At 43.6% G+C, this 22817-nt stretch carries 17 protein-coding genes; 4 read left to right on the forward strand and 13 right to left on the reverse strand.

Annotated elements, in window-relative coordinates; genetic code table 11:
* Positions 1-3: 3 nt before the first annotated feature.
* From AC19MV_RS17575 to AC19MV_RS17600, 6 genes are all read right to left on the reverse strand, one after another.
* Positions 4-765: a SapC family protein gene (locus tag AC19MV_RS17575; RefSeq protein WP_432403409.1), complete on the reverse strand. Its 762-nt coding sequence runs from the start codon at positions 763-765 to the stop codon at positions 4-6.
* A gap of 9 nt (positions 766-774) precedes the next feature.
* Positions 775-2304, reverse strand: coding sequence for a tryptophan halogenase family protein (locus AC19MV_RS17580; RefSeq protein ID WP_498309175.1), 1530 nt, complete (start codon positions 2302-2304; stop codon positions 775-777).
* Between the two features lie 118 nt (positions 2305-2422).
* Positions 2423-5185: a TonB-dependent receptor gene (locus tag AC19MV_RS17585; protein WP_498309176.1), complete on the reverse strand. Its 2763-nt coding sequence runs from the start codon at positions 5183-5185 to the stop codon at positions 2423-2425.
* A 371-nt stretch (positions 5186-5556) separates the two neighbouring features.
* Positions 5557-6897 (reverse strand): alpha/beta hydrolase family protein, encoded by a 1341-nt coding sequence (locus AC19MV_RS17590; protein ID WP_498309178.1) that lies wholly within the window; start codon positions 6895-6897, stop codon positions 5557-5559.
* Between the two features lie 111 nt (positions 6898-7008).
* On the reverse strand, positions 7009-8157 hold the full coding sequence (galK, locus tag AC19MV_RS17595) for a galactokinase (RefSeq protein ID WP_498309179.1): 1149 nt from the start codon (positions 8155-8157) through the stop codon (positions 7009-7011).
* The gene (locus AC19MV_RS17600; protein ID WP_498309181.1) at positions 8150-9199 is read right to left on the reverse strand and encodes a UDP-glucose--hexose-1-phosphate uridylyltransferase; all 1050 of its coding nucleotides are present in this window, start codon (positions 9197-9199) and stop codon (positions 8150-8152) included. The genes galK and AC19MV_RS17600 overlap by 8 nt, the downstream gene beginning before the upstream one ends.
* A gap of 243 nt (positions 9200-9442) precedes the next feature.
* On the opposite strand from AC19MV_RS17600, the gene glpD reads away from it, so the two are divergent.
* Complete coding sequence (gene glpD / locus AC19MV_RS17605) at positions 9443-10966, forward strand: glycerol-3-phosphate dehydrogenase (protein ID WP_498309183.1); 1524 nt, start codon at positions 9443-9445, stop codon at positions 10964-10966.
* A gap of 79 nt (positions 10967-11045) precedes the next feature.
* Here the strand turns inward: glpD and AC19MV_RS17610 are convergent, their stop codons facing one another.
* Genes AC19MV_RS17610 through AC19MV_RS17620 form a run of 3 tightly spaced genes read right to left on the reverse strand, consistent with a single transcriptional unit; the run spans position 11046 to position 13687 of the window.
* Positions 11046-11963 carry an SMP-30/gluconolactonase/LRE family protein gene (locus AC19MV_RS17610; protein WP_498309185.1) on the reverse strand — a complete coding sequence of 306 codons (918 nt, stop codon included), beginning with the start codon at positions 11961-11963 and terminating at the stop codon, positions 11046-11048.
* A complete protein-coding gene (locus tag AC19MV_RS17615; RefSeq protein ID WP_432403425.1) occupies positions 11956-12918 on the reverse strand; it encodes a 2-dehydro-3-deoxygalactonokinase in 963 nt (320 codons plus the stop codon). Before AC19MV_RS17615 ends, AC19MV_RS17610 begins: the two co-directional genes overlap by 8 nt.
* Position 12919: 1 nt before the next feature.
* Positions 12920-13687 (reverse strand): SDR family NAD(P)-dependent oxidoreductase, encoded by a 768-nt coding sequence (locus AC19MV_RS17620; protein ID WP_498309187.1) that lies wholly within the window; start codon positions 13685-13687, stop codon positions 12920-12922.
* A 192-nt stretch (positions 13688-13879) separates the two neighbouring features.
* On the opposite strand from AC19MV_RS17620, the gene AC19MV_RS17625 reads away from it, so the two are divergent.
* Positions 13880-14578, forward strand: a complete 699-nt coding sequence (locus AC19MV_RS17625) for a FadR/GntR family transcriptional regulator (RefSeq protein ID WP_432403429.1) — start codon at positions 13880-13882, stop codon at positions 14576-14578.
* A gap of 108 nt (positions 14579-14686) precedes the next feature.
* Here AC19MV_RS17625 and AC19MV_RS17630 read toward each other — a convergent pair whose 3' ends face one another.
* Positions 14687-16822, reverse strand: coding sequence for an alpha-galactosidase (locus tag AC19MV_RS17630; RefSeq protein WP_498309189.1), 2136 nt, complete (start codon positions 16820-16822; stop codon positions 14687-14689).
* Between the two features lie 266 nt (positions 16823-17088).
* On the opposite strand from AC19MV_RS17630, the gene AC19MV_RS17635 reads away from it, so the two are divergent.
* The gene (locus AC19MV_RS17635) at positions 17089-19053 is read left to right on the forward strand and encodes a beta-galactosidase (protein WP_498309191.1); all 1965 of its coding nucleotides are present in this window, start codon (positions 17089-17091) and stop codon (positions 19051-19053) included.
* Between the two features lie 45 nt (positions 19054-19098).
* Here the strand turns inward: AC19MV_RS17635 and AC19MV_RS17640 are convergent, their stop codons facing one another.
* The 3 genes from AC19MV_RS17640 to AC19MV_RS17650 all read right to left on the reverse strand — a co-directional run bounded on the left by AC19MV_RS17640 (position 19099) and on the right by AC19MV_RS17650 (position 20873).
* The gene (locus tag AC19MV_RS17640) at positions 19099-19320 is read right to left on the reverse strand and encodes a DUF2061 domain-containing protein (protein WP_498299259.1); all 222 of its coding nucleotides are present in this window, start codon (positions 19318-19320) and stop codon (positions 19099-19101) included.
* Positions 19321-19519: 199 nt separating this feature from the next.
* A complete protein-coding gene (locus tag AC19MV_RS17645) occupies positions 19520-20434 on the reverse strand; it encodes a 1,4-dihydroxy-2-naphthoyl-CoA synthase (RefSeq protein ID WP_432403438.1) in 915 nt (304 codons plus the stop codon).
* Between the two features lie 91 nt (positions 20435-20525).
* Positions 20526-20873, reverse strand: a complete 348-nt coding sequence (locus AC19MV_RS17650) for a hypothetical protein (protein ID WP_432403440.1) — start codon at positions 20871-20873, stop codon at positions 20526-20528.
* A gap of 76 nt (positions 20874-20949) precedes the next feature.
* Between AC19MV_RS17650 and ccoG the strand changes: the two genes are divergently transcribed.
* A complete protein-coding gene (ccoG, locus tag AC19MV_RS17655; RefSeq protein ID WP_498309193.1) occupies positions 20950-22377 on the forward strand; it encodes a cytochrome c oxidase accessory protein CcoG in 1428 nt (475 codons plus the stop codon).
* Positions 22378-22817: the final 440 nt, after the last annotated feature.

Consider the following 22817-nt stretch of genomic DNA (forward strand, 5'->3'; position numbering starts at 1 on the left):
TTGTTATGCTGCCGTTTTTTTACTAACTTCTAGTTTTATATTTTTAATTGGCGATAATGTTGCAACCTTATTATGGCGTTTTATCAGGCTGTTAAGCTGAAATAACGACATCAACATGGCTTGTAACGGCGCCAAATACCCCTTGTGATGCAGTTCAAATAAGGCATCTTTGTCGAGTGATTGCAGTTTGTCTTCGTCGATGGTGTACAAGCCAGATAAACTGGGTGTGCTGCCATCTTGGTGTTGCACTAAAATATTTATCGGACGTAATAAGCCAAGTTGGCTGATGTATTGGTTAAATTCTTGGGTGCGAATATCGTTTTTGATATCGGCTTCGAGTAACGTTTTAACTCTGGACAAATGCAGTGATGCTTTGCCATTGGCTTCAAAAATACTCTTGCCGCTGGTGGTTGAAAACGCGGAGTGCGTTTGATCAACACCAATGGTGTATTGCTGTGGGTTTTCTGGCGACTTCATTAAGAAAAATGGAAAGGTTTGCATGTTTGCTGGCGTGTGTAATGCAGTCCATTGACCTTGTTCAATAAACAAGTTGCTCCCTTGCTCAAAACTGGTAAAGCCGGTTAATACCCATTGGCCGTTTTGACTATTACGCACATAAAAAATCGGCATACAACACGCTGCTTGACTCACTTCGGTGACTCGCAGGTTCATAATGTTTTGCTGCTGGGCAAATTGAATGGCACAGTCGTCTGTTATGCGTAAGTCTTGATGTTGTTGTGGGGTTAATTCTGTCAGTGTTTTCATATTATTATTCTACTGTTGAGAGTGAGTTAACCATTGTTCAATAAAGTCACGATGAGGCGGCAGAGTATTGAGCATCTGCTGCGTGAGCTGAACATTGCGATTTAATATTTGCGACGCTTGCGCGTGTTGTTGGTACAAGTGGGCGTGTTGCGAATAGTCTGGCGTAAATTCCATACCATAAAGAACATACTGATAACTGGCCGCAGGAAATAGTTCATTTGGCCCATTAAAGTCTTTGCTGGTGGGGCCTCTAAATGCCCACATGCTAAGGTCGTCTTGTAGGCTTTGCGGGATAGAGTCTGGATTACAGTGCGCCTGCCAATAAGGTTCTGGACGTTTGGTTAACATGTAATGCAGTTTTAAAAAGTCGACGATACGACCCCAGCGATAATCCATTTGTTGGTTAAAGCGCTTGGCCGTTAATGCCATGACGTTGTCGTTAACCGGTAAATTCTCAGCAATGTAGCGGGCTGATATTTCTATCAGCATAATGGCGGTTGCTTCAAGTGGCTCTACAAATCCTGCCGCCATACCTACAGCGACACAGTTATTTTGCCAAAAACGTTCTCGGTGGCCGCTTTGGTAACGAATATGCTTTACGGGTAATCCGTCTGCTTTAGGGCCAATATAACGACGTAAATTGGCTTCTGCTTGCTCATCACTCATAAAGCGACTTGAGTAAACATGACCTACGCCGCGGCGGTGCGTTAAGCCGATATCCCAAATCCAACCAGAATCTTGTGCGGTGGCGATAGTGTGTGAAGCAATGGGGCTGTCTGCATTGTCGTAAGGCACTTGCATGGCGATTGCGCGGTCATTAAACAGTACATGGTCGAGCTTAATAAAAGGAACGTTTAAGGTTTTTCCGAGCAATAACGATGCAAACCCGGTGCAGTCGATAAATAAATCACCTTCGATTGGAGCTTGATCGATAAGTGTTACATTGCTGATATTGCCCTGGCTGTCGACGCTAGCATGGTCGACCGTACCAATAATGTGATTAACGTTGAGATGGGTTTTACAGTGTTGTTTGAGCAAGTCGGCAAAGGCGCCAGCGTCGAGGTGGTAGGCATAGTTGCATGTGCCTTGATAGTCACCCTCTGCCATGCTGCGCGGTGCAAGGCCTGACTCGCAAATAGCATGTTGAAAATTGGTTTGTTCGGCGTAATCTTTAATATTATCAATATATGGCGCCAAATCGAGGCGGCCGTAGCCCAATGGTACGGTAAAAGGATGATAATAAAAGTCGCCATTGCCATGCACCCAGCTGACAAATTTACCGCCTTGTTTAAACGTCGCATGACACTTTCTAAAAACGTCACTTTCGTTCAACCCTATCTGTTGTAGGGTGTTTTTCATGGTTGGCCAGGTACCTTCTCCCACCCCCACAGTCGGAATATCTGACGATTCGATTAAGCTTATGTCTATTGTCTGTGTCTGGCCTGTTTGGTTTTTATGATGCGATGCAATGATTGCTGCCGTTAACCAGCCCGCTGTTCCGCCGCCCACAATGATTATTTTTTTTACTGCTTTTGCCATTGGGTTAACATCCTGTTTGCAATTGAGTGCTTAAACACTATCACAAGGTGAAGTTTGTCGGTCTTGTTATAAACAAAAAGACAGGTGCGCTTGCACCTGTCTTTTTAAGGCTTATAACTTAGAACTTGCCTCTTAACCCTACTGCGTAGCGTGAACCGTTGTCTTCAACCGAGTAAACCTGGTTGGCGAAACGACCTGTTTGCACTAGCTCTTCTTCAGTGATGTTAATGCCTTCAACAAAAACAGATACATTTTCGTTGATATCGTAGCTCGCGCTAATATCCCACTGTCCGAAGGTTTCAGTTTTAATTGGCTCACCGTTAAAACCGTTATCTAGCTGACGTAAAAAGCCTTCACGGTTGTTAAATGCAACACGTGCTTGCCAGTTATCTTGCTCGTAGAACACGATTAAGTTTTGTGAGTCACCTAAACCTTCAAGTGCGAAGCTTTGGGTAGAGTTAGCATCCACTTTAACGTTGCTATCTACTACGGTCGCGTTAGCTGTTACACCAAAACCGTTGTCGAATACGTGAGTTAACGCAATTTCGTAACCGGTAATACGTGCTGATTCACCATTGCGTGGGCGTGTCACTGTATACACTTCAGACTGACCATTTAGCTCTTCTGTGGTTGCCACAACGTCGCTAGTACATAGGTCTGAGTTAGTGGTGCTACAGTTGAAATCAGGACCACTACGGTCGGTCATTTGGTACGTTTCATCACCAGTTAAGCTCACGATAAAATCGTCAACTTCTTTGCTGAAGAATGCAAAGCTAAATAAGCTTGCATCGTCGTAATACCACTCGTAAGACACGTCCCAGTTTTCAGAACGGAACGGCTCTAGCGCAGGGTTACCACCACTTGCGGTTAAGTTTTGACGGCGTGGCTCATTAAAGTTTGTCGCAGGCGAAAGCTGAGACATGGTTGGGCGAGTTAATGAGTCATACACTGCAAAGCGTAAAACCATATCATCTTGCAGATCTAACTTAATGTTTAAACTTGGTAATAAGTTAGAGTAAGACGTACCTTGAGCGATGTCATTAGCAGGGCCATACACGTTAGCAAATAAGGTTGCATCGCTGGTAGGAACTACGTCAGAGATATAGCTTTGTACTGCACTCACATCCACATCTGTGTTTGAGTAACGCGCACCAAAATCAACGGTTAATGGCATATCGCCAACGTCATACATAAACGTGAAGTTCATGTATAGGCTGGTGACATCTTCATTAATGGTATAACGGTTGTTTTGTAATGTTGGCGTAATGGGATAGCCTTCAGCAGCTAAATAATCCACCATCGCATCGCCATCATAGGTGTAGAAGGTGTCGATTAAGCCAGAGAAATAGTTATTGGCTGTGTAAGGTCTAAAGTCAATCGCGTCGATTGGAGCATCTGTGCCGTAGCCACAGAACTGACACTGACTACCAAAGATTTGATAGCTCGACTTTTCACGTTCTTGACGATAAACACCAAATTTAGCTTTAGTGAAAACTAACGAATCTGGGGTGTACTCAAAATCAGCTTTGAATTCAGTGATTTCATCTTCATCAGTGAATTGATTACCTTTTTCATTGTAATGTAAGCGCGCTAGATTAGCATCTGGCAAGCTGCCATTTGTAAATCCATCGTGTAATACCGTTGGCACGCCGCCAGTACCGTCAAATGAATAGCTGTTGGTCATCCCCACAACGTTAAAGCGGTCACGGCCAGCGCGATCGTTTTCTGCATTTGAGTTTGATACGTCAAATTTAGCGACTAACTGCTCAGTAACATCCCATTTAACATTTAAGCCAACACCGCTGTTAGTGACATCGCGAGAGTTACGTGTGTGCGATACAAAGTCGGTTGCAGGATCGCCACTGCCTTGATGTAAGCCAACATCCTGGCTAAAGGTTAATAGCGTCCCAGTAGAAGGGTCAATCGTGGCACTGCCGACACGATCGGGTTCAAACCATGAGGCTAAATCGGTCACTTGTGAGTCGACTTCAAACTTAGAGATAAAGCCGTCTAAAGTAATGCTGACATCGTCAGAGGGTGCATATTGAAAAACTAAACTGGCGTTGGTACGAGTACGGTCTTGCTCATCAACGATTTGGTCCCAGTTACGTGGGATATAGGCATTAGTGAATAATACGCCATCACGTGCGTTAGAAATCGTTTGACCACCGCGCCAGCCAGCTGTATTGATTTGGTTAACTTGAACACTGCGTTCTTGGTGGCTTACTGCCAATAACACACCCATGGTTTCGTCATTAAAGGTGTTACTGATTAAGCCTGAAAACGCAGGCGATACGTCTTCTGAAAGGCTTTCGTACATGCCTTTTACTGACCCTACAATTTGCAAGCCGCTGTAATCAAATGGACGTGCAGTTGTTAGGTCGATAGTACCGCCAATACCGCCTTCTTGCATGCTAGCATTAGTGGTTTTGTATACGTTGGCGCCGGTGATTTGCTCAGCCGCTAAGATGTCGAAGTTAAACTCACGACCCGCACTGTCGGTTGCCATTTGGCGGCCGTTAACCAGTACCGTGTTAAATTGTGGGCCAAAACCACGAACGGTAACGGCTTGACCTTCGCCGCCGCTACGGTCAATAGAGACACCTGTAATACGTTGTAATGACTCAGCAACGTTTAAGTCTGGAAATTTACCCAGATCTTCTGCCGAAATACCATCTGAAACCACGGATGCGGATTTCTTGTCGGCCATAGAGTTTTTTAAACTGCTGCGGATCCCTTTTACAGCAATGACTTCAATTTGCTCATTGGCTTGAGTGTCAGCTTCTGCTGCTGTTACTCCGTGAACACTGCCTATTGCCCCAGCAATAGCAAGTGCTAACGTCGTTCTCTTGCCAAAAGTAGCGATTCCTTTTGTAGACATTTTTCTTCCCCCAGTTGATGTTATTGCTTTTTTATAAATCTTGATTTTTTAATTAAAGCTTATTTATCTTATAAATATAGTAATTGAGGTTAAATATCAACCTTTTCTTAACAATGTGATGCTGATCTCTTAGCATTTTTTGACTTTTTTTACTCATTGTTGAGCGTTAATTGCATCAGTATTGCAGGTCACTTTATTTTATTTGGTTATTTTTGCTTATCTTTCAAGTGCTTGATGCGATCTGTTTTTAGCGAGCTCAACGTAGCTAGGTTCAATATATGTTGATGGCTTGTTAATTCAGAACGGTGATTCCTTAAAAATAAACCGTCAAATGTCGACAGTTTATTTTCAGAATGGTAATCGCAAAATGACTAAGACTTAGGCGTTTTCATATCCCATGACATGCCTGTCGCGTAGCGATGGGCAAATCCTTTCCATGCGGGTGTTGGGTTGCCTTGGGCATCTTGTTCGTTTGATTGGCCATTGAGTTGTAAGAATGTACATTTATCTTGTTGATTTTTAACATGACAATCCATCATGGCTAATGCGAAGTGTTTATTGATGGTGTTGAGTTGAGTGTTGCTCCATGCTGGCTCAAAGTAATGGCCAAGGTCTATTTCATTTTGGTAAGCAACTTGTGGTGCAGGATGAGGTGCTATGTTGTGGCGTGCGTTGTGATAGGTAAGCATATAAGTGCTGTCGCCACCAGTTTGTTGGTATAGCGATTGGATGCCTTTGTATCCTGAAATATCATCAAGATCGCCAGAAACATATAACGTTGGCGTAGTGATTTTGGCAAGTGACTCAGGATTAAACAGTTGATAGTTACCGCCCCAAGGTGCCATGGCTATCATGGCTTTCCATTTAGGGTCGACTTTTGCTGGTGCAGATTGACCACCAGCACAGGTATTGAGCAATGCAATCGCACCATTAATCACATTCACATCTTTACTGCCGGTAAACGTGGCAGCAGTTTGTTGATTAAATTGATAACAACCACCAACGGTATTTACCGCACCATAGCCGCCCATTGAATAACCAATTAATCCAGCACGTTGAGTGTCGATTATGCTGCTAACAAAATTGTCTGTGTTAGTAAAATAATCAAGAGTAAATTGCTGATCGCGAGAGCGATTCAGTAGCGTACTAAAAAAACCACTAAACGGTGCATTAACCATGTCGACGTCGGCATTGGTCGAGTCGGTATGATCAAGTGCTGCCACCACATAACCGTGTGAGGCTAAATGCTCTGCCAAATAAAACATAATGGTGCGATAACCGGTATAGCCGTGCGATAACACCACTAATGGGAATGGCTGGCCTGTTAAGTTAACCACTTCAGCGTCGCGAGTGGCATTGCCTTGTAATGCAAAGGGTAAGTCTAAGCGCGTTTCGTCACGGTAAACTGCTTTGGTTGTGGTCGTTGGGGTTTTATTGGTTGGGTACCAGACTTCTACGGTTAGCTTGCGGTCTTCAAGGGTTTGGCTGCTCGGGTTAAATTGCTGTTTATTCACCAGCTGAACCGTTTTTACGCCAACTGGATATTGGCCAACTTGAGCTAATTCTGGTAAAGCTTCTTTGGGCAACTGTGTTGGGTAAAGCTGTTCTGGTTGCGGTGCAGGTTTTACGTCAGTGCTAAGTGTTTTTGCGGTCACTACTGAGGTCGTACCTAGGCATATAAGTGCTGCACAAATGAGTGTTTTTTTGAACATATCAATGCTGTCCTTTTCGGTAGTTCATTTCCATAAGCATCAATAAGGCTGATGCATAGCGGGCGCTAGTTCATGCCCGCATAGATGACTGTTTGATTAATGATGGTCGATTTAGAATGGCTGTACTGTCAGTCCGTTACCTGCGGTACACACATAGATGTCGGCTTGCAGGTTAAACTTGGCAAAGTAATGCTGTTCAACCGCTTGCTGAATGACCGCCACATCTTCATGACGACATAAACAAACAATCGCACCGCCAAAACCACCTCCTGTCATGCGTACTGCACCACGATCGCCCAGAGCTTGTTGGCAAATTTGCACTAAACCGTCGGTTGCTGGCACCGTGACTTCAAAATCATGCTTAAGCGATTGATGTGATGCGGTCATCAATATTCGCAGTTGATCAATGTCGTTGTTGGCTAGTGCTTTGGTGGCGGCAATCACGCGGTCGTTTTCAGTAATAACATGATGGGCGCGGGCAAATTCGTCTGCGCTCATTTGTGGTTTTGTTTGTGCTAGTAATGTTAAATTAGCGTCGCGTAATGTGGTTAAGCCCATTTTGCTTGCGGCTTGTTCACAGTCTATGCGGCGTTGGTTGTATTCACTGTCGACTAATTTACGTGGATAGTTTGAATTAACAATTACAATCGATAAGTCGGTAGGAATGGTTACCGCTTGAGTGTGTAGGTTTTGGCAGTCAATCAATAAGGCTTGGTCTTGTTGACCTTTAGCTGAAATAAGCTGATCCATAATGCCGCATTGGCAATCCATAAAGTCGTTTTCGGCTTCTTGGCCAAATAACGCAATTTGCTCTTCGCTAAGATTCAAACCACACACGTGATTAAACATACCTGCAATTGCCACTTCAAGGGCTGCAGATGATGACAAACCACTGCCTTGAGGGACGTTGCTTTCAATCAGTAAATCAACGCCATTTAGCTGGTGGCCCGCACGGTTTAGTACAAAAGCGACTGCACGAATGTAGTTACCCCATTGCGAGCTACCTTGAGTAATCGTTTGATTAACCTCAAAGCCTTCTTGCTCATTAGGATACATGGTCGAGATAACACTAACGTTATTGTCGTCGCGTAAACGAAAAAGCACTTGAGTGCGAAATGTTAAGGCGCAAGGTAAAACATACCCCTGGTTGTAATCGGTAAATTCACCTATTAAATTAACACGACCCGGTGCGCTGACCACACCTTGCGCATCTGATCCATATTGCTGGGTAAACAATGCCTGCAGCGCGTTGTTAGTCATGTTGATTTCCTTCGGTGTAGTGTACGTCGCTGGCATTTTTTAATATTTTCGCAGCGGTTTCAGGGCTTAAGTCGCGTTGGCTTTCGGCTAACATCTCATAGCCGACCATGTGTTTTTTTACCGTAGCAGAGCGCAATAACGGTGGATAAAAGTGTGCATGCATGCGCCAGTGGCTATCATCGTCTAAGTCACTTGGGGCACAGTGCCAACCCATTGAGTATGGGAAACTGCAATTAAACACGTTGTCATAACGAGTAGTGAGCACTTTTATGGCGTCAGCGAGAGCGGTTGATTGCGCTTCAGTTAATTGGCCAAAATGACGTACGTCATCTTTACTCACTAATAACGTTTCAAATGGCCATGCCGCCCAAAATGGTACAACAACTAGCCAGTGGTCATTTTGGTATACCACGCGTTCACCATCGGCTATTTCACGCTTAACATAATCGGCGAGTAAATTGCTGCCGTGTGTTTGTTGATATTGATGTTGGCTGGCTTGTTCTAATTGGATTTCTGTCGATAAATGGTTGTGCGCCCAAACCTGCCCATGTGGGTGCGGTTGTGAACAGCCCATTACAGCGCCTTTATTTTCAAAAATATGCACACAAGCATACTGAACAGACAATTCTATATAGTGCTGCTTCCAGGTGTCGACAACGTCTTTAATCTCATTAACAGGCAGCTCGGGTAAGGTTTTATTGTGTTTAGGTGAAAAGCAAATCACCCGGCACTCACCCGTAGCGGCTTCTATTTCAAATAATGGGTTTGTTTCAAGTAGTGCTGCTTGCTCCGCGACCTGTGGAGTGAGTGCACCAAAGTCATTGGTGAACACAAATGTTTTTTCATATTGAGGATTATGGACATCATTAGCGCGTTGATTACCTGGGCACAATGGGCATGTCTCATCGTGTTCTGGTAGGTTTGAAGGGGCATTTTTCTCAGTCGCACCTAACCATGGGCGGTTATTTCTGTGCGGCGACACTAGCACCCAATTACCCGTTAACGGGTTTTTTCGTCTGTGGGTAAATTCAAACTGGCTCATGGCAATCCTTTTATCTATGTTGATGCTGTTGCTTTACCGTTTTGTTGGGCAACATTCATGCGACGATAAATTATACAAATTCAATTTATATGATAAATACTACTATTAAGTATTTTATTTAACAAGATGTAATCAATTTCGACAAGATCTTTCTAATTCTGCTTGTCAATGAGCCTTGAGTCACTCTATGATGTGGCTAATATATATTATTTATCATATTTATTTGAGCGGATGGGTAAGTAAATGGAAGCCGATATAGAAATAGTCGATGTTGTCGTGATTGGCGGTGGCATTAACGGTGTTGGAATAGCGGCCGATGCAGTAGGGCGTGGACTGAGTGTATTGCTCTGTGAACAAAACGATTTAGCCTCGGCGACTTCGTCTAATAGCAGTAAGTTAATTCATGGCGGATTACGTTATTTAGAACATTATGAGTTTCGCTTAGTTAAAGAAGCCTTGGCTGAGCGAGAAGTGCTATTGAAAAAAGCGCCGCATTTAATTACCCCATTAACGTTCAGACTCCCGCATCAAGCGCATTTACGCCCAGCATGGATGATCCGCCTTGGATTATTTTTATATGATAATTTGGCCTCACGCGCTACGTTAAGCGGTTCAAGAAAAATTGCGTTTAGTGCTGATAGTCCTTTAAAACCAAGCTTTGTTCAAGGTTTTGAATATTCAGATGCCTGGGTAGATGACTCTCGCTTAGTGGTGTTAAATGCGCTAGCGGCTAAAGAGTTAGGTGCGCAAATTTGTACCCAAACGCGATGTATTAATGCTGAGCGTCAGGGCGAGTTTTGGCGTTTAAGCTTACAAAACCATGCTGATCAATCGGTGCGCGATGTGCTGGCTAAAACCGTGGTGAATGCTTCTGGTCCCTGGGTGTCGAGTTTATTTAGTCATGTTATCAAGCAACCTTCACCGCAAAAAATTCGTTTAGTAAAAGGTAGCCATATTGTGGTGCCTAAAATCCACCAGCAACCCCACGCTTATATTTTACAAAATGAAGATCAGCGAATTGTGTTTGTGATCCCATTTGAAGATGATTTTTCATTGATTGGCACCACGGATGTTGATTTTGTTGGTGATCCCAAAGATGTGAAAATTGATCAGCAAGAAATTGATTATCTGGTTAATATTACTAATCATTATTTTAAAACTACGATTAGTGAACAAGACATTGTGCATACCTTTTCTGGGGTGAGACCCTTGATGGATGATGAGTCAGAATCGGCTCAATCTGTTACGCGTGATTACACCTTTATTGTTGATGCCCCTAAAGGCAAAGCGGCATTGTTGTCGGTATTTGGCGGTAAAATTACCACATATCGTAAACTGGCCGAAGCGGCAGTGAATCGACTTAAGCCGTTTCACCCTAACATGGGCAAGGCTTGGACTGCGCAGCAAGTATTACCCGGCGGTGATTTTAGTCATTTAGCCGAGTTAACCCGTATTTATCAGCAGCAATATCAGTGGCTAACACCTAAGAGCCTCGGTCGTTTATTACGGACATACGGCTCGAGAACCCAATATATTCTAAATGATGCAAGTTCGGCTGAAGTATTAGGCATCGATTTTGGCTATGGGCTTTATCAAGCTGAAGTTGATTATGTGATGGCAAACGAATGGGCTTGCACTAGCCATGATGTGCTGTGGCGTCGAACGAAACTCGGATTACATTTTTCTGCAGAGCAACAACAGCAACTGAGCAACTATATGCAGGCGGCTCAGGCTAACGTGGTTGAGGCTTCGCAGCAGGCGGGCTAGGTAAGCCGTATTGGCCCGAGCTGAGGTTAAGTTAAATCATATTACACGCCAATATCACTGTTGATATTGGCGTTTTAATTTAGGCTTTTAGCAGGCCACAAGGGGTGTCGACAATACCTGTGACATTATGTAATTGGTAAATAAACACATTGCCAGACAACGGGAAGTCTAGTAATTGTTGTGGTGATAATTCGATACGAGATGTGGTGACAATTAGCCAATCTAAGTTAGGCCCACCTATTGCCACACTTGATGGCTGCACCGCAGGAACAACCAGTTTTTCAACTATTTCACCATCAGGGTTATAGCGCACTACGCTGTGATCGCCCCATTGCGCATTCCACATAAAACCGTCGGTATCCACGGTAGAACCATCAGGGAATACATGATTTTTTGTTGTGGCAAAGAGTTGCTTTTGGCTTAATGCATGGCTTTGCTGGCAATAATTGTACTGATAAATACAATGGCGCTCAGAGTCAGCGTGATACATGATACTGCCATCAGGGCTCCAACATAAGCCGTTCGATATCATTATATCGCTAAAGGTTTTATGGTGTTGCCCTTGGCTATCAACTCGATAAAGGCTACCTCGTTGCTCAGGCGTGTGGCGTGTTTCAACCATGGTACCAGCCCAAAAATGGCCGCATCGGTCGGTGCGACCATCATTAAAACGATTACCAAGTAGCGTGACTTCGGGTTGGCTAAGCCAGGTCATTGCGTGTGTTTCAAGATGATACAGCGCGAAACCTTGCTCAAATGCCACAATCACTTGATGTGCATCCTGGTCTGCTAAAAATGCAAAACTGCCGATACGGTAAGGTAAATGATATTGTTGGTGAGTTTGGTCATCGATAGTGTATTTATGGATGTCGCCCGCCATAATATCTATCCAATAAATTGCCCGATGCTGCGGGTGCCATAAGGCATTTTCCCCCAATTGGTTTTGTGAGGGAATAACCTGAATAAGCTCGCCAATACAAGATGAGAGACTAATCATTACTGGCTTTTATCGCTTGCTGGTACACCACATTGAACCCCGCGAGTGTGGCTTCGGTGACATCCCATAATGTAGTGTTGATATTGCAAAAATTAAGTGTCTTAGCAAAGCATTGATTAAGATGGGCCGGGCCAATAATGGCCACCGAGCTTAATTGGGTTAATTGCCACTCCGTGGCATATTTTGCGGCGCGCACATCACCACCAATTAATAAACCAGACAAATACGCGTGGGCTTGTTTGGTGGTGTATCCCTCAAACAATTGTTTGCTGCGGACACTGAATAATCCATGAGCAAAATTGTCGGTCGCAGAAGATAAGCTAAAGTCTGCCCCTTGAATAAAGGCGTCAAAATCAAACTCTAAATCAGAGACTCTTTCTTGAATAAGGACACTATTAGAAGACAATAAGTCATATAACTCACCCGTTAGTGCCGTTTTGAATAACACCACTTTACCATCTTCAATTAATACCCATTTAGTATGAGTACCCGGTAAGCACACTAAATGTCTACCTTGTAAGTGCTGTGGTGCCATGGCTAACCAACCAAGCAAATGGAACTCTTCGCCGCGCATAGAATCATGCAGATGGTTGTGTAATTGACAGCGCAAACCTGGATAAATAGTCACTTGGTGGCCCTGGCAATTAAAGCGGGTGCCTGCGCTAATGACTTCTGTCGGCGAAATCGGACAGGCTAGGTATTGGGTTTCTTTCCAGCCGATACTGGAACCTATTTGACCTATCATCAATATGGGTAATTTACCAAAGTGTGCAGCCCAAGGCGCGATACTGTCCATTAACGTTGTTTGAAAATCGGTAATGATTTTCTTTACGCCGACATTGTTGCCTTGCTCAAGTACGGTAAGCGGTTTATTGGCTTCGGCCAAACACAGGTAAGCGCGTAAATGGCTTGTTCCCCAATCTACGGCAATAAAGTGTTGATGTTCAGTAAACAAACTAGGCTCTCCCACCGTCAATATTAATACACTGTCCGGTGATGAGTTCACTGTTATCGGATGCTAAAAATAGTGCTAACTTAGCGACGTCCTCTGGGGTGATACGACGTTTTAATGCCATAGCATCGGTCCATTTTTGTTCTTCTTGTTCAGTAAGCCAACTCGCGAGTTGTTTTTCTGTGGCCACCCATCCCGGTAAAATGGCATTGACGCGGATCCCAGCCTCACCAAATTCACGAGACAATGAGCGTGTCATCCCAATTAAGCCCGCTTTTGCCGTCACATAGCCGGTCATTTGTTGTGAACCTAATAATGCCGTAATTGAGCTGAAGTTAATAATGCTGCCCGAATGCTGGAGTTTCATTTGGGTGTACGCTGCTTGGGAGGCAAAAAAGGCTGGGTCTAGGTTGATTTGCATGCATTTGTGCCAGTCGTGTGCCGAAATCGTTTCAACATCTTGGCGTGCATCATTGGCGACATTATTGATTAACACATCAAAGCGACCAAAATGCTCAGCAACGTCTCTAATGGCTAACTGCAGCGACTCAGAATCGGTGGCATCGACAGCGCGAAACCAAATAGAGGTGAGTTCATTTTGTGCCAGTTTTTGTTTAAGCGCATCAGCCGCTTGCTGGTCTATATCGATAAAGGCCACTTTGGCATGTTGGCGGGCAAAGGCTTCAACCATTGCCGCACCAATACCACTGGCTCCGCCGGTAATAAAGATGACTTTGTTTGTTAAGTCTTGGTACTGAGTGGACTGACTCACAGATAACGCTCCAAACCTATTATTTTTGATTATGGTTAACTAGCGGTACTTTGGATTAACAACTTAATCCGATAAATACTATTTATTTTTAGTTATTTTTAACATTAACAACGAGTAAAACAAAGTTATATCGTTATTGCATTTAAATATGATATAACAGATTTATGTACTAAGTATTGGACAGTAAAAGGCATGAGCACTTCACCGCGTCAAAATTTAACCCACCAACTCACCCATGATTTAGGTATCGCCATTGTTAAAGGGGTTTACCCTGTTGGTGAAGGTTTGCCGTCAGAAGCTGATTTATGTATTGAATATAATGTAAGCCGCAGTTCTACTCGTGAAGCGGTTAAGATGTTGTCTGCTAAAGGGTTGATATCATCGCGGCCTAAGCAAGGTATTCGAGTGTTGCCAGAAAGCCATTGGAACATGTTTGATACCGACGTATTAAAGTGGATTTTGAGCAGCAAGCCGTCATTAGCGTTATTAAAAGAATTTACTCAAGTACGTGTTGCGTTAGAGCCACAAGCTGCGGCACTTGCCGCCATGAATGCGTCTGACGAGCAAATAGCCTCAATCGAAAAAGCCCTAGAACGCATGGTAGAAGCAGAGCAAGGATTAGATGATCCGTTAGAAGCCGACATTGCTTTTCATACCAGTATTTTGATTGCCAGTGGTAATCGGTTTTTTGTGCAGTTGACTGAGTTTATCAGCACTGCGCTTAGAGTCAGTATTCGCTACACCAATAAAATTAAAGGTGTACCGGGCGCAGACGTACAAAAACACGCTGAGATTTTTGAAGCGATAAAAGCACGCAATCCACAACAAACACGTGCAGCGGTGTCGATGATTTTAGAAGAAGCGCTTGAGTTGATTGAGTCGAAGTTATAATCGTAAGTCGATAAGCCGATAATAAAAAGAGCATCTGTCTATAATAAAAAGAGCATCTAATCTAGATGCTCTTTTGCTTATGGGGATAAGTTGAATGGGTAAAACCTTTTATTTGACTTGGTTTAACTCAAAAATCAATGAAGTCTGCGGGAAGGTAATCGGCAATTGCATACCAAAGGTCATCAATGCTTCACCGCTAAAGGTTTGGTTTTCTATTACGCTCAATATTGATTGCGAATAGAACGAGAACCCAGCCGGCCACACCAATGACAAAGTGTAATCTTTGTCTGCATCTAATCCGGCAAAATGATACTTAGGCGGATTAGTACGTTGGGTTTCTTTTACGCTGTTATAAGCAAATAAGCCTTGTGACTGGTTATCGTTAACAATACCAAAATTAATTGAGTCTCCATCGGAATTTAAGCGTACTAGCTTGCCGCTGTGGATCAATTGACGATGCTTTTTGTGCAGTTTAATGATTTGTTGTAATTGCTGACGTTCGTCGTCGGTTAATTCACGCGGGTCCATTTCAATCCCCATGTGACCAAAGAACGCTACCGCGGCGCGCATGGCAATACTAATATTGCGGCCTGTAATATGACAATCGCGTGGACCTACGTGAGCGCCCATCACTTCTGCTGGGAAAAAGAATGAACAACCACGTTGAATGGTAAGTCGGTCTAGTGCGTCATTTGAATCTGACGTCCAAACTCGATCGGTATAACGCAGTACGCCATAATCAACACGAGCACCACCAGACGAACAGCTTTCTATTTCAACATGCGCGTTTGCTTGTTTTAAGCGTTCAATCAAGGCATAAGCCGCCAGTGTTTGTTGGTGTACTGCTGGCTTGCCAGCTAGGTTACCCGCGTGGTTTAAGTCGCGGTTCATGTCCCACTTTATGTAAACGATTTGCGGGTACTCAACCAAAATGTCGTTAATCGCATTAAATAAATAATCTGTTACCGCAGGGTTGGTCATGTCTAGCACCAACTGTTTTCTAAATTGAAGTTGATCGTTGCCTGCAGTTTGCAGTGCCCATTCTGGATGGTTACGATACAAGTCACTGTCTGGGTTAACCATTTCTGGTTCAAACCATAAACCAAACTCCATGCCGACGTTATTGACATGATCAATTAATGGCTGCAAACCGTCTGGGTAGATTTCACGGTCAACAGTCCAATCACCTAAACCGGCAAAGTCACCACGACGCCCTTTAAACCAACCGTCATCAAGTACAAAGCGCTCTGCACCAATGTCTGCCGCTTGAGTGGCGAGTGACTGTAAAACCGCGACATCATGGTCAAAATAAATCCCTTCCCAGGTGTTGTAATGCACTGGGCGTGGTTTTTGGCGCACTTTGTCGGTGATTAATGATTGACGTACAAACTGGTGAAAATGATGCGACAACCCACTAAAACCTTGGTTTGAGTATGCGGTATAAAGTGTCGGGCTGGTGTAAGACTCATTAGGTGCTAGGGCGAGTTCTCCTGGCATTAATAACTCGCCTAATTGCGCATAACTGCGACCTTCAGCCAATAGTTCTGCGCGCATTTTGTGGTTACCACTCCAACCTAAGTGGAAGCCATAACATTCACCACTTTGTTCGTGGGTCAGTTTGTTGTGCATTACCATGCCTGGGAAGTTGTCGTGCGACGTTTTACCTTTACGGTTTTCACGCACAAAGCTGCCTAAGAACATATCGAACGATTTACGTTGAAACTCATTAGACCAACGGCCTTCAAAAGACATAATTTGGTCGATATGCAATGGCATTGGAATAGTAGGCGCTGCACACCAGTTCACATTAACAGTGCTATTACCTAAGTTGGTTAATTCGGTGGTGGCACTGAGTACGTCAGAGTGGGGGTCTAGCGTTAAATGATGTTTTACGCTTAAGTGACGTAAACTGTCGATAGACTCAAAAATCGCTTCGTTGGCAGAGGGTTGGATAACCGAGGTTAGTGCGCCGCCAATAGACCAAGCAATGTTGTTATCAAACACTTCAATACCAGGTGCACCAGTAAAGCCTTCACCCATTAAAGGCGACAGCGAAATCGGTGCCTCAATCACAACAGAACACTTAGCTTCTTGCCTTGTGCTAAGTTGTTTCATCATGTCGTAGGTGGTTTTTGACGATAGCTTTTTGCCAAAATATAAGATTGCTGGGGTTTTATTGCTGCAATCAACAACCAAGCTGGTGTGCTGGCCATTTAGCAAAACGAATTGTGGGTGATCCGACATGAGTAAACATTCCTTGATTGAGAGTCTCGTTTAACGGTTCTGTGCTACATAATTAAAGCGTAATGCCATGGATTGAGCCACTAATATTCGCGGCAACAAAGAACCCGTTATTTAAAATACTATATATCATATAAATACTAAGTTAGTATATTATCTGTCATTAAAATTTCGTCAAATAACCATTGTTCGGGCTATAACATTAGAACAAAATAACTGTGATTCTAGTGTTCACCTGAGGTTTTAAGCACAATTTATTGGAGAGTAACATGTTAGGAGTTTGCTATTACCCAGAGCATTGGCCTGAATCTATGTGGCAACAAGACGCGAAAGAAATGCGTCAGCTCGGATTACAGTATGTGCGAATTGGTGAGTTTGCGTGGTCTAGAATTGAGGCTCGCGACGGAGAGTATTCTTTTGAGTGGTTAGACCGTGCGATTGAAACGCTTGCTAATGAAGGGCTGCAGGTGATCATGTGCACCCCAACGGCAACGCCTCCTAAATGGCTAATCGATAAATACCCAGACATTTTACCTGTCGACATTAATACCGGCACCACTCGTGGTTTTGGTTCGCGCCGTCATTATGATTTTTCTAGCCAAAATTATTTCCGTGAAGCCATGCGTATTTCAACGGTGATAGCAGAGCGTTACGGTAAGCACCCAAGCGTTTGTGGTTGGCAAACCGACAATGAAATAGCGTGTCATGACACAACACATAGCGGTTCGTTAGTCGCTAAGTTAGCGTTTCAACAGTGGTGTAAAAGCTATTACCAGCATGATGTTGAAAAGCTTAACACAGCATGGGGTAATGTGTTTTGGTCGATGGAATACCAAGACTTTGAGCAAATCGAATTACCTATCTTAGCCGTGACCGAAACCAATCCTGCACATCAATTGGCGTATCGTCGTTTTAGTTCTGACCAAGTGGTTAAGTTTCATGATGCGATGATTGAAATCATTCGTGCCCATGCCCCTAACCGTTTTGTCACCCACAACTTTATTCCACTGGTAGACACGCAGGCAGATAACTTTGCATTAGCCAAAAATCTTGATTTTGTGAGTTATGATAATTATCCGCTAGGTCGTTCAGACATGTTCTTTAAGCACATGCCTGCGGAACAATTTAAACCCTACATGCGTACCGGTCACCCTGACTTTTCAAGCTATTCGTTTGACCAAAGCCGTGGCGTCAGCAATAAAAACTTTTGGGTGATGGAGCAGCAACCTGGTCCAGTAAACTGGGCGCACCATAATCCGCGTCCAGAAAAAGGCATGGTCAGACTATGGTCGTGGCAAGCCTTTGCTCATGGCGCTGACTGCGTATGTTATTTCCGCTGGCGCCAAGTGCCTTTTGCTCAAGAGCAGATGCATGCAGGTATTAAGCGTAACGACAATTCAAAAGCTGCAGCCTGGTCTGAAGTGGAACAAATGCGTGATGAATTGGCCAAAGTTGATTTTACCATTAGCGATCCTGTACAAGCTAAAGTGGCGATTGTAACGGGGGCAAATAGCCAGTGGGTGACCGAAATTGAACGTCAGGGTGACAGTTATAATCATCAACGGGTTGAATTCGCTTATTACTCAGCGTTACGCCAATTAGGGTTAGCCGTTGATTTTGTATCAGTAGACCACGACTTAACTCAGTATGCTCTCGTCGTTGCACCATGTTTACCCATCGTGCCACAAGCATTTGTTGATAAATGTCAGCAAGCTAACGTACACCTGGTGATAGGTCCGCGCTCAGGCAGTAAAACCGATGAATTGTCATTAGTACCGACGCTAGCGCCTGGCGTGTTGCAAGCATTAGTGCCTGTAAAAGTGCTATCAACCGAAACCATTCGTCCAGATTGCAGTGAAGTATTGCATTTTAACGGGGCTAAATTTGAAAGTCAGTGTTGGCGTGAAGAGCTAGAGGTTGCTGAGGGTGTTAGTGTTGTCGCGACTTATCATGACGGTAACCCAGCGGTCGCGCGTCATCAAAATACCAGTTATGTGGCAACGCTGACATGTGATGCGTTTTTACTCGAGTATTTTACTGTGTTGGCGGCTGAATTAGGGCTAGTAACCATTGCACTACCAAAAGACATGCGTCTTGTGCAACGTGGTAATTATGCTTATTTATTTAACTATGCAGGCTACTCACAAACCGTACCGAGTGAGTTACAAGGTCAATATGTGCTAGGCAGTGCAAACCTTGCGGCTTATGACGTCGCAATCGTTAAACGCGTATAGTTTTACTTTGGTAACATCATGGTTATTCGAGCTGCCATGGTGTTACTAGCTCGCAAGCTGAGCCTGCTCAGCTGATATCTCTATCGCATTGGCTTGCTTGGACTCAATGTTCTTCCATACTTTGTCATGGAAATAAAACACAACAGTATTTACCGCTGGTTCAAGTAGGGCAATCGTACCGCCAATAATAATACTTCCTGTTAATAAGTAAGTAATCGTAAATGCAACGCTGAAGTGTAAAATGGCAAAGCTGATTGTTTTTTTCATGATGAAGACCCCCGTTTGATTTAATTTAATGATAACAGTTCTCATTATCATGTAAAGAGGGTTGATTCGATTGTTTTAAGTGGTAATTTCGATTAGGGTTAAGGCTTTTAACCGAAAATAAATAAAAGCCCTTTAAAGGGCCTTTATTATCGATGAGGTTGCAGTGTTCTATTTTCCCGCTTAGCAGATAAGCTCTGCCTTAGTAGTGCCAAGGAAAACGCGAAAAATCCTGATCTCGTTTTTCTAAAAATGCATCCCGACCTTCCTGAGCCTCTTCGCTCGCATAAGCCAAACGAGTTGCCTCACCTGCAAACAGTTGCTGGCCCACTAAACCATCGTCCGTCATGTTAAAGCCATATTTAAGCATGCGCATTGCTGTCGGCGATTTTGAGTTAATCTCTTTGGCCCAAGCTAATGCTTCTGTTTCCAGTTCAGCATGTGGTATCGCTCGGTTAACCATGCCCATATTGAAGGCTTCTTCGGCGGTGTAATTAAAGCCAAGGAAGAAAATTTCACGAGCGCGTTTTTGACCAATCATCTTGGCTAAGTAAGCACTGCCGTATCCAGAGTCAAAACTGCCTACATCAGGGTCGGTTTGCTTAAATACAGCATGTTCTTTAGATGCTAACGTTAAATCACACACTACATGCAAACTGTGGCCGCCGCCAACAGCCCAACCAGGCACAACCGCAATGACCACTTTAGGCATAAAGCGGATCATCCGTTGCACTTCTAATATATGTAAGCGGCCCATACGCGCAACATCGGGTTGACCTTCTTCAGCGCCTTCGTATTTATAGCCATCTTTTCCGCGTATGCGTTGATCTCCGCCCGCACAAAATGAATACTGCCCTTTTGCCGAAGGACCATTACCGGTTAAGAGTACGCAACCCACATCAGACCATTGCCTGGCATGGTCTAAAGCCAAAAAGAGTTCGTCTACGGTTTTAGGACGAAATGAGTTAAGGCAATCTGGACGGTCGATTGCGATACGCACAGTCCCCTGGGATTTTGCGCGATGATAAGTGATGTCTTCAAAGTTGAATCCTTCGACAACATCCCATAAGGCTGGGTCAAAGATGTCTGATACTGATTCAGGTTGTGATTGTGTCATAAAAAAACCTAGCCCCTATTGTAAATATTACACAAAGGCTAGGCTTATTTGATACTTAGGTCAATTTGTTACCGTAAAAGCGTTAACTCACTCAGATTTTATCGCAAATAAATTGTAGATTCTCTTTGCTAAAAACCGGGTGACGGGCACTGCTATTGCAGTATTGATTTTTAAACTCAGCAATACTTTCATTGCTCACAAATATACCATCTAGCTCGCGAATTTCTATCGTCGATAATCGCTCGTAAATTTCTGCTTTAACTTGTGGAATATGCTTGTCGACGCGGATGATTTTTGTGCCTGTCATCGAATCTAGCTTATTGTCAGCCTTAGTGAACATACTCTTGATGTCATTAATTGGCTTATCAAGTTTGTCTGTTTCTGTCGCGAAATAATAAATAACGCCCGCGATTATTGCTAAACCTATCCAGCCTCTCATCTTTTTATCCAATAATGTGTTATTACCTATATAATAAGCTAGTTATCGTTCAATATTAAAGCAGTAAGGCTGTAAAATGACGAAAGAATCTAACCCCAAGGATTTCTCTAAACAACAACGTATTAAAATCCACCAACCTGATGCCAGTAAAGCAGACCGTTTCAATCCGCGCAACCGTATTTACGTACGCGCTATTGATGGCATGTGGACGACATTACGTCGTCAGATGGGATGGATAGCCATGTTATTCTTTTTATTACTACCTTGGTTACCTTGGGGAGATCGCCAAGCGGTATGGTTTAATCTAGCCGAGCAAAAGTTTCACGTGTTTGGCTTAACGATTTGGCCACAAGATCTTACCTTGCTCGCAGCACTCTTTACTATCGCCGCATTTGGGCTGTTTTTTGTCACAACCTACCTAGGTCGAGTTTGGTGCGGTTATACCTGTCCACAAACCGTATGGACATTTATCTTCATCTGGTTTGAAGAGAAGTTCGAAGGCGCACGTAATAAGCGCATCAAACTCGATCAAATGCCATGGAGTGTTAATAAATTATGGCGCAAAGCCGCTAAGCACACATCGTGGTTATTAATTTCATTACTCACCGCCACCACATTCGTATCCTACTTTGTTCCGAGTCGAGAACTCTACATCGACTTTATTACCCTTAATGCCAGTGGCGGCATCTATTTCTGGGTAATCTTCTTTACCTTCGCTACATACGGTAATGCTGGTTGGATGCGTGAAATCATGTGTATTCACATGTGCCCGTATGCTCGCTTCCAAGCTGCAATGTTTGATAAAAATACCTATATAGTAGGTTACGACACAAAACGCGGTGAAACTCGAGGTCCAAGAACACGCAAGCAAGATCCTAAAGAGATGGGCTTAGGTGACTGTATCGACTGTGACTTGTGTGTGCAGGTATGCCCAACAGGTATTGATATTCGTAATGGTTTGCAATACGAATGTATTAACTGTGGTGCGTGTATCGATGCGTGCGACAACACAATGGAGCGCATGGGCTACGACAAAGGCTTAATTAGTTATACCACCGAAAACAAACTCGACAATATAGAAGAGAAAGTATTAAGACCTAAACTGGTCGGTTATGGCGTGGTACTCACCGTCATGATTCTCGTCTTTATTTATGCTAGTGCGACCATTGCACCGGTACGTATGGATGTGATTCGTGATCGTAATTCATTATTCCGTGAAAACAGCCAAGGGAATACTGAAAATACCTTCACCATTAAAATCCTTAACAAGACAGAACAACCACAAGAATATGACTTAAGTGTAGAAGGTCTAGCAAACGCTCAGTGGATTGGCCCACAACATGTTGCGATTGAAGCGGGTGAAGTGTTAACCCTACCTATTAGTATTGCGGTTGATCCTATTGAGCTAAAAAGAACCATTACCAAGATAGACATTAAGATCAATGCACAAATAGACGGTAGTCCAATAGAAATCAAACAGGAAACACGATTCTTTGGTGGCTAGAACCGAGCAAAATAGCCAAAAAAGGGACGAATAGTCCTTTTTTTGTTCTTTTCGATTGAAAAAACACCTCTCAGTCATGTTTTTGTCATATTTCTGCTTTTTACGCTTGCACAATATTTTAAGCTCCCTATAATGCGCAACCACTGACACGGCAAGCGGCTCACGCCAATGACGAGTCAGTTTGAAGGATTCAAATTGAAACCTTCAAGGCGAAAAGAAAGTTTGAAAAAACACTTGACGCCGAGACGGGAAAGCGTAGAATACGCAGCCCAAGCCAAGGACCTAGCGTCAACGGCCACTAAGCGAAAGATTAATTCTTTTGGTATTAGTACGCTCTTTAACAATCTAAACAAGAAATCTGTGTGGACATTCACAGGTATTGAGTTATTCGAAATTGTCTTCTTGTTCTTCGGAATGTAGGCAATCAAAAAATTTAAACT

This window comes from Shewanella sp. MF05913 (assembly GCF_059758095.1).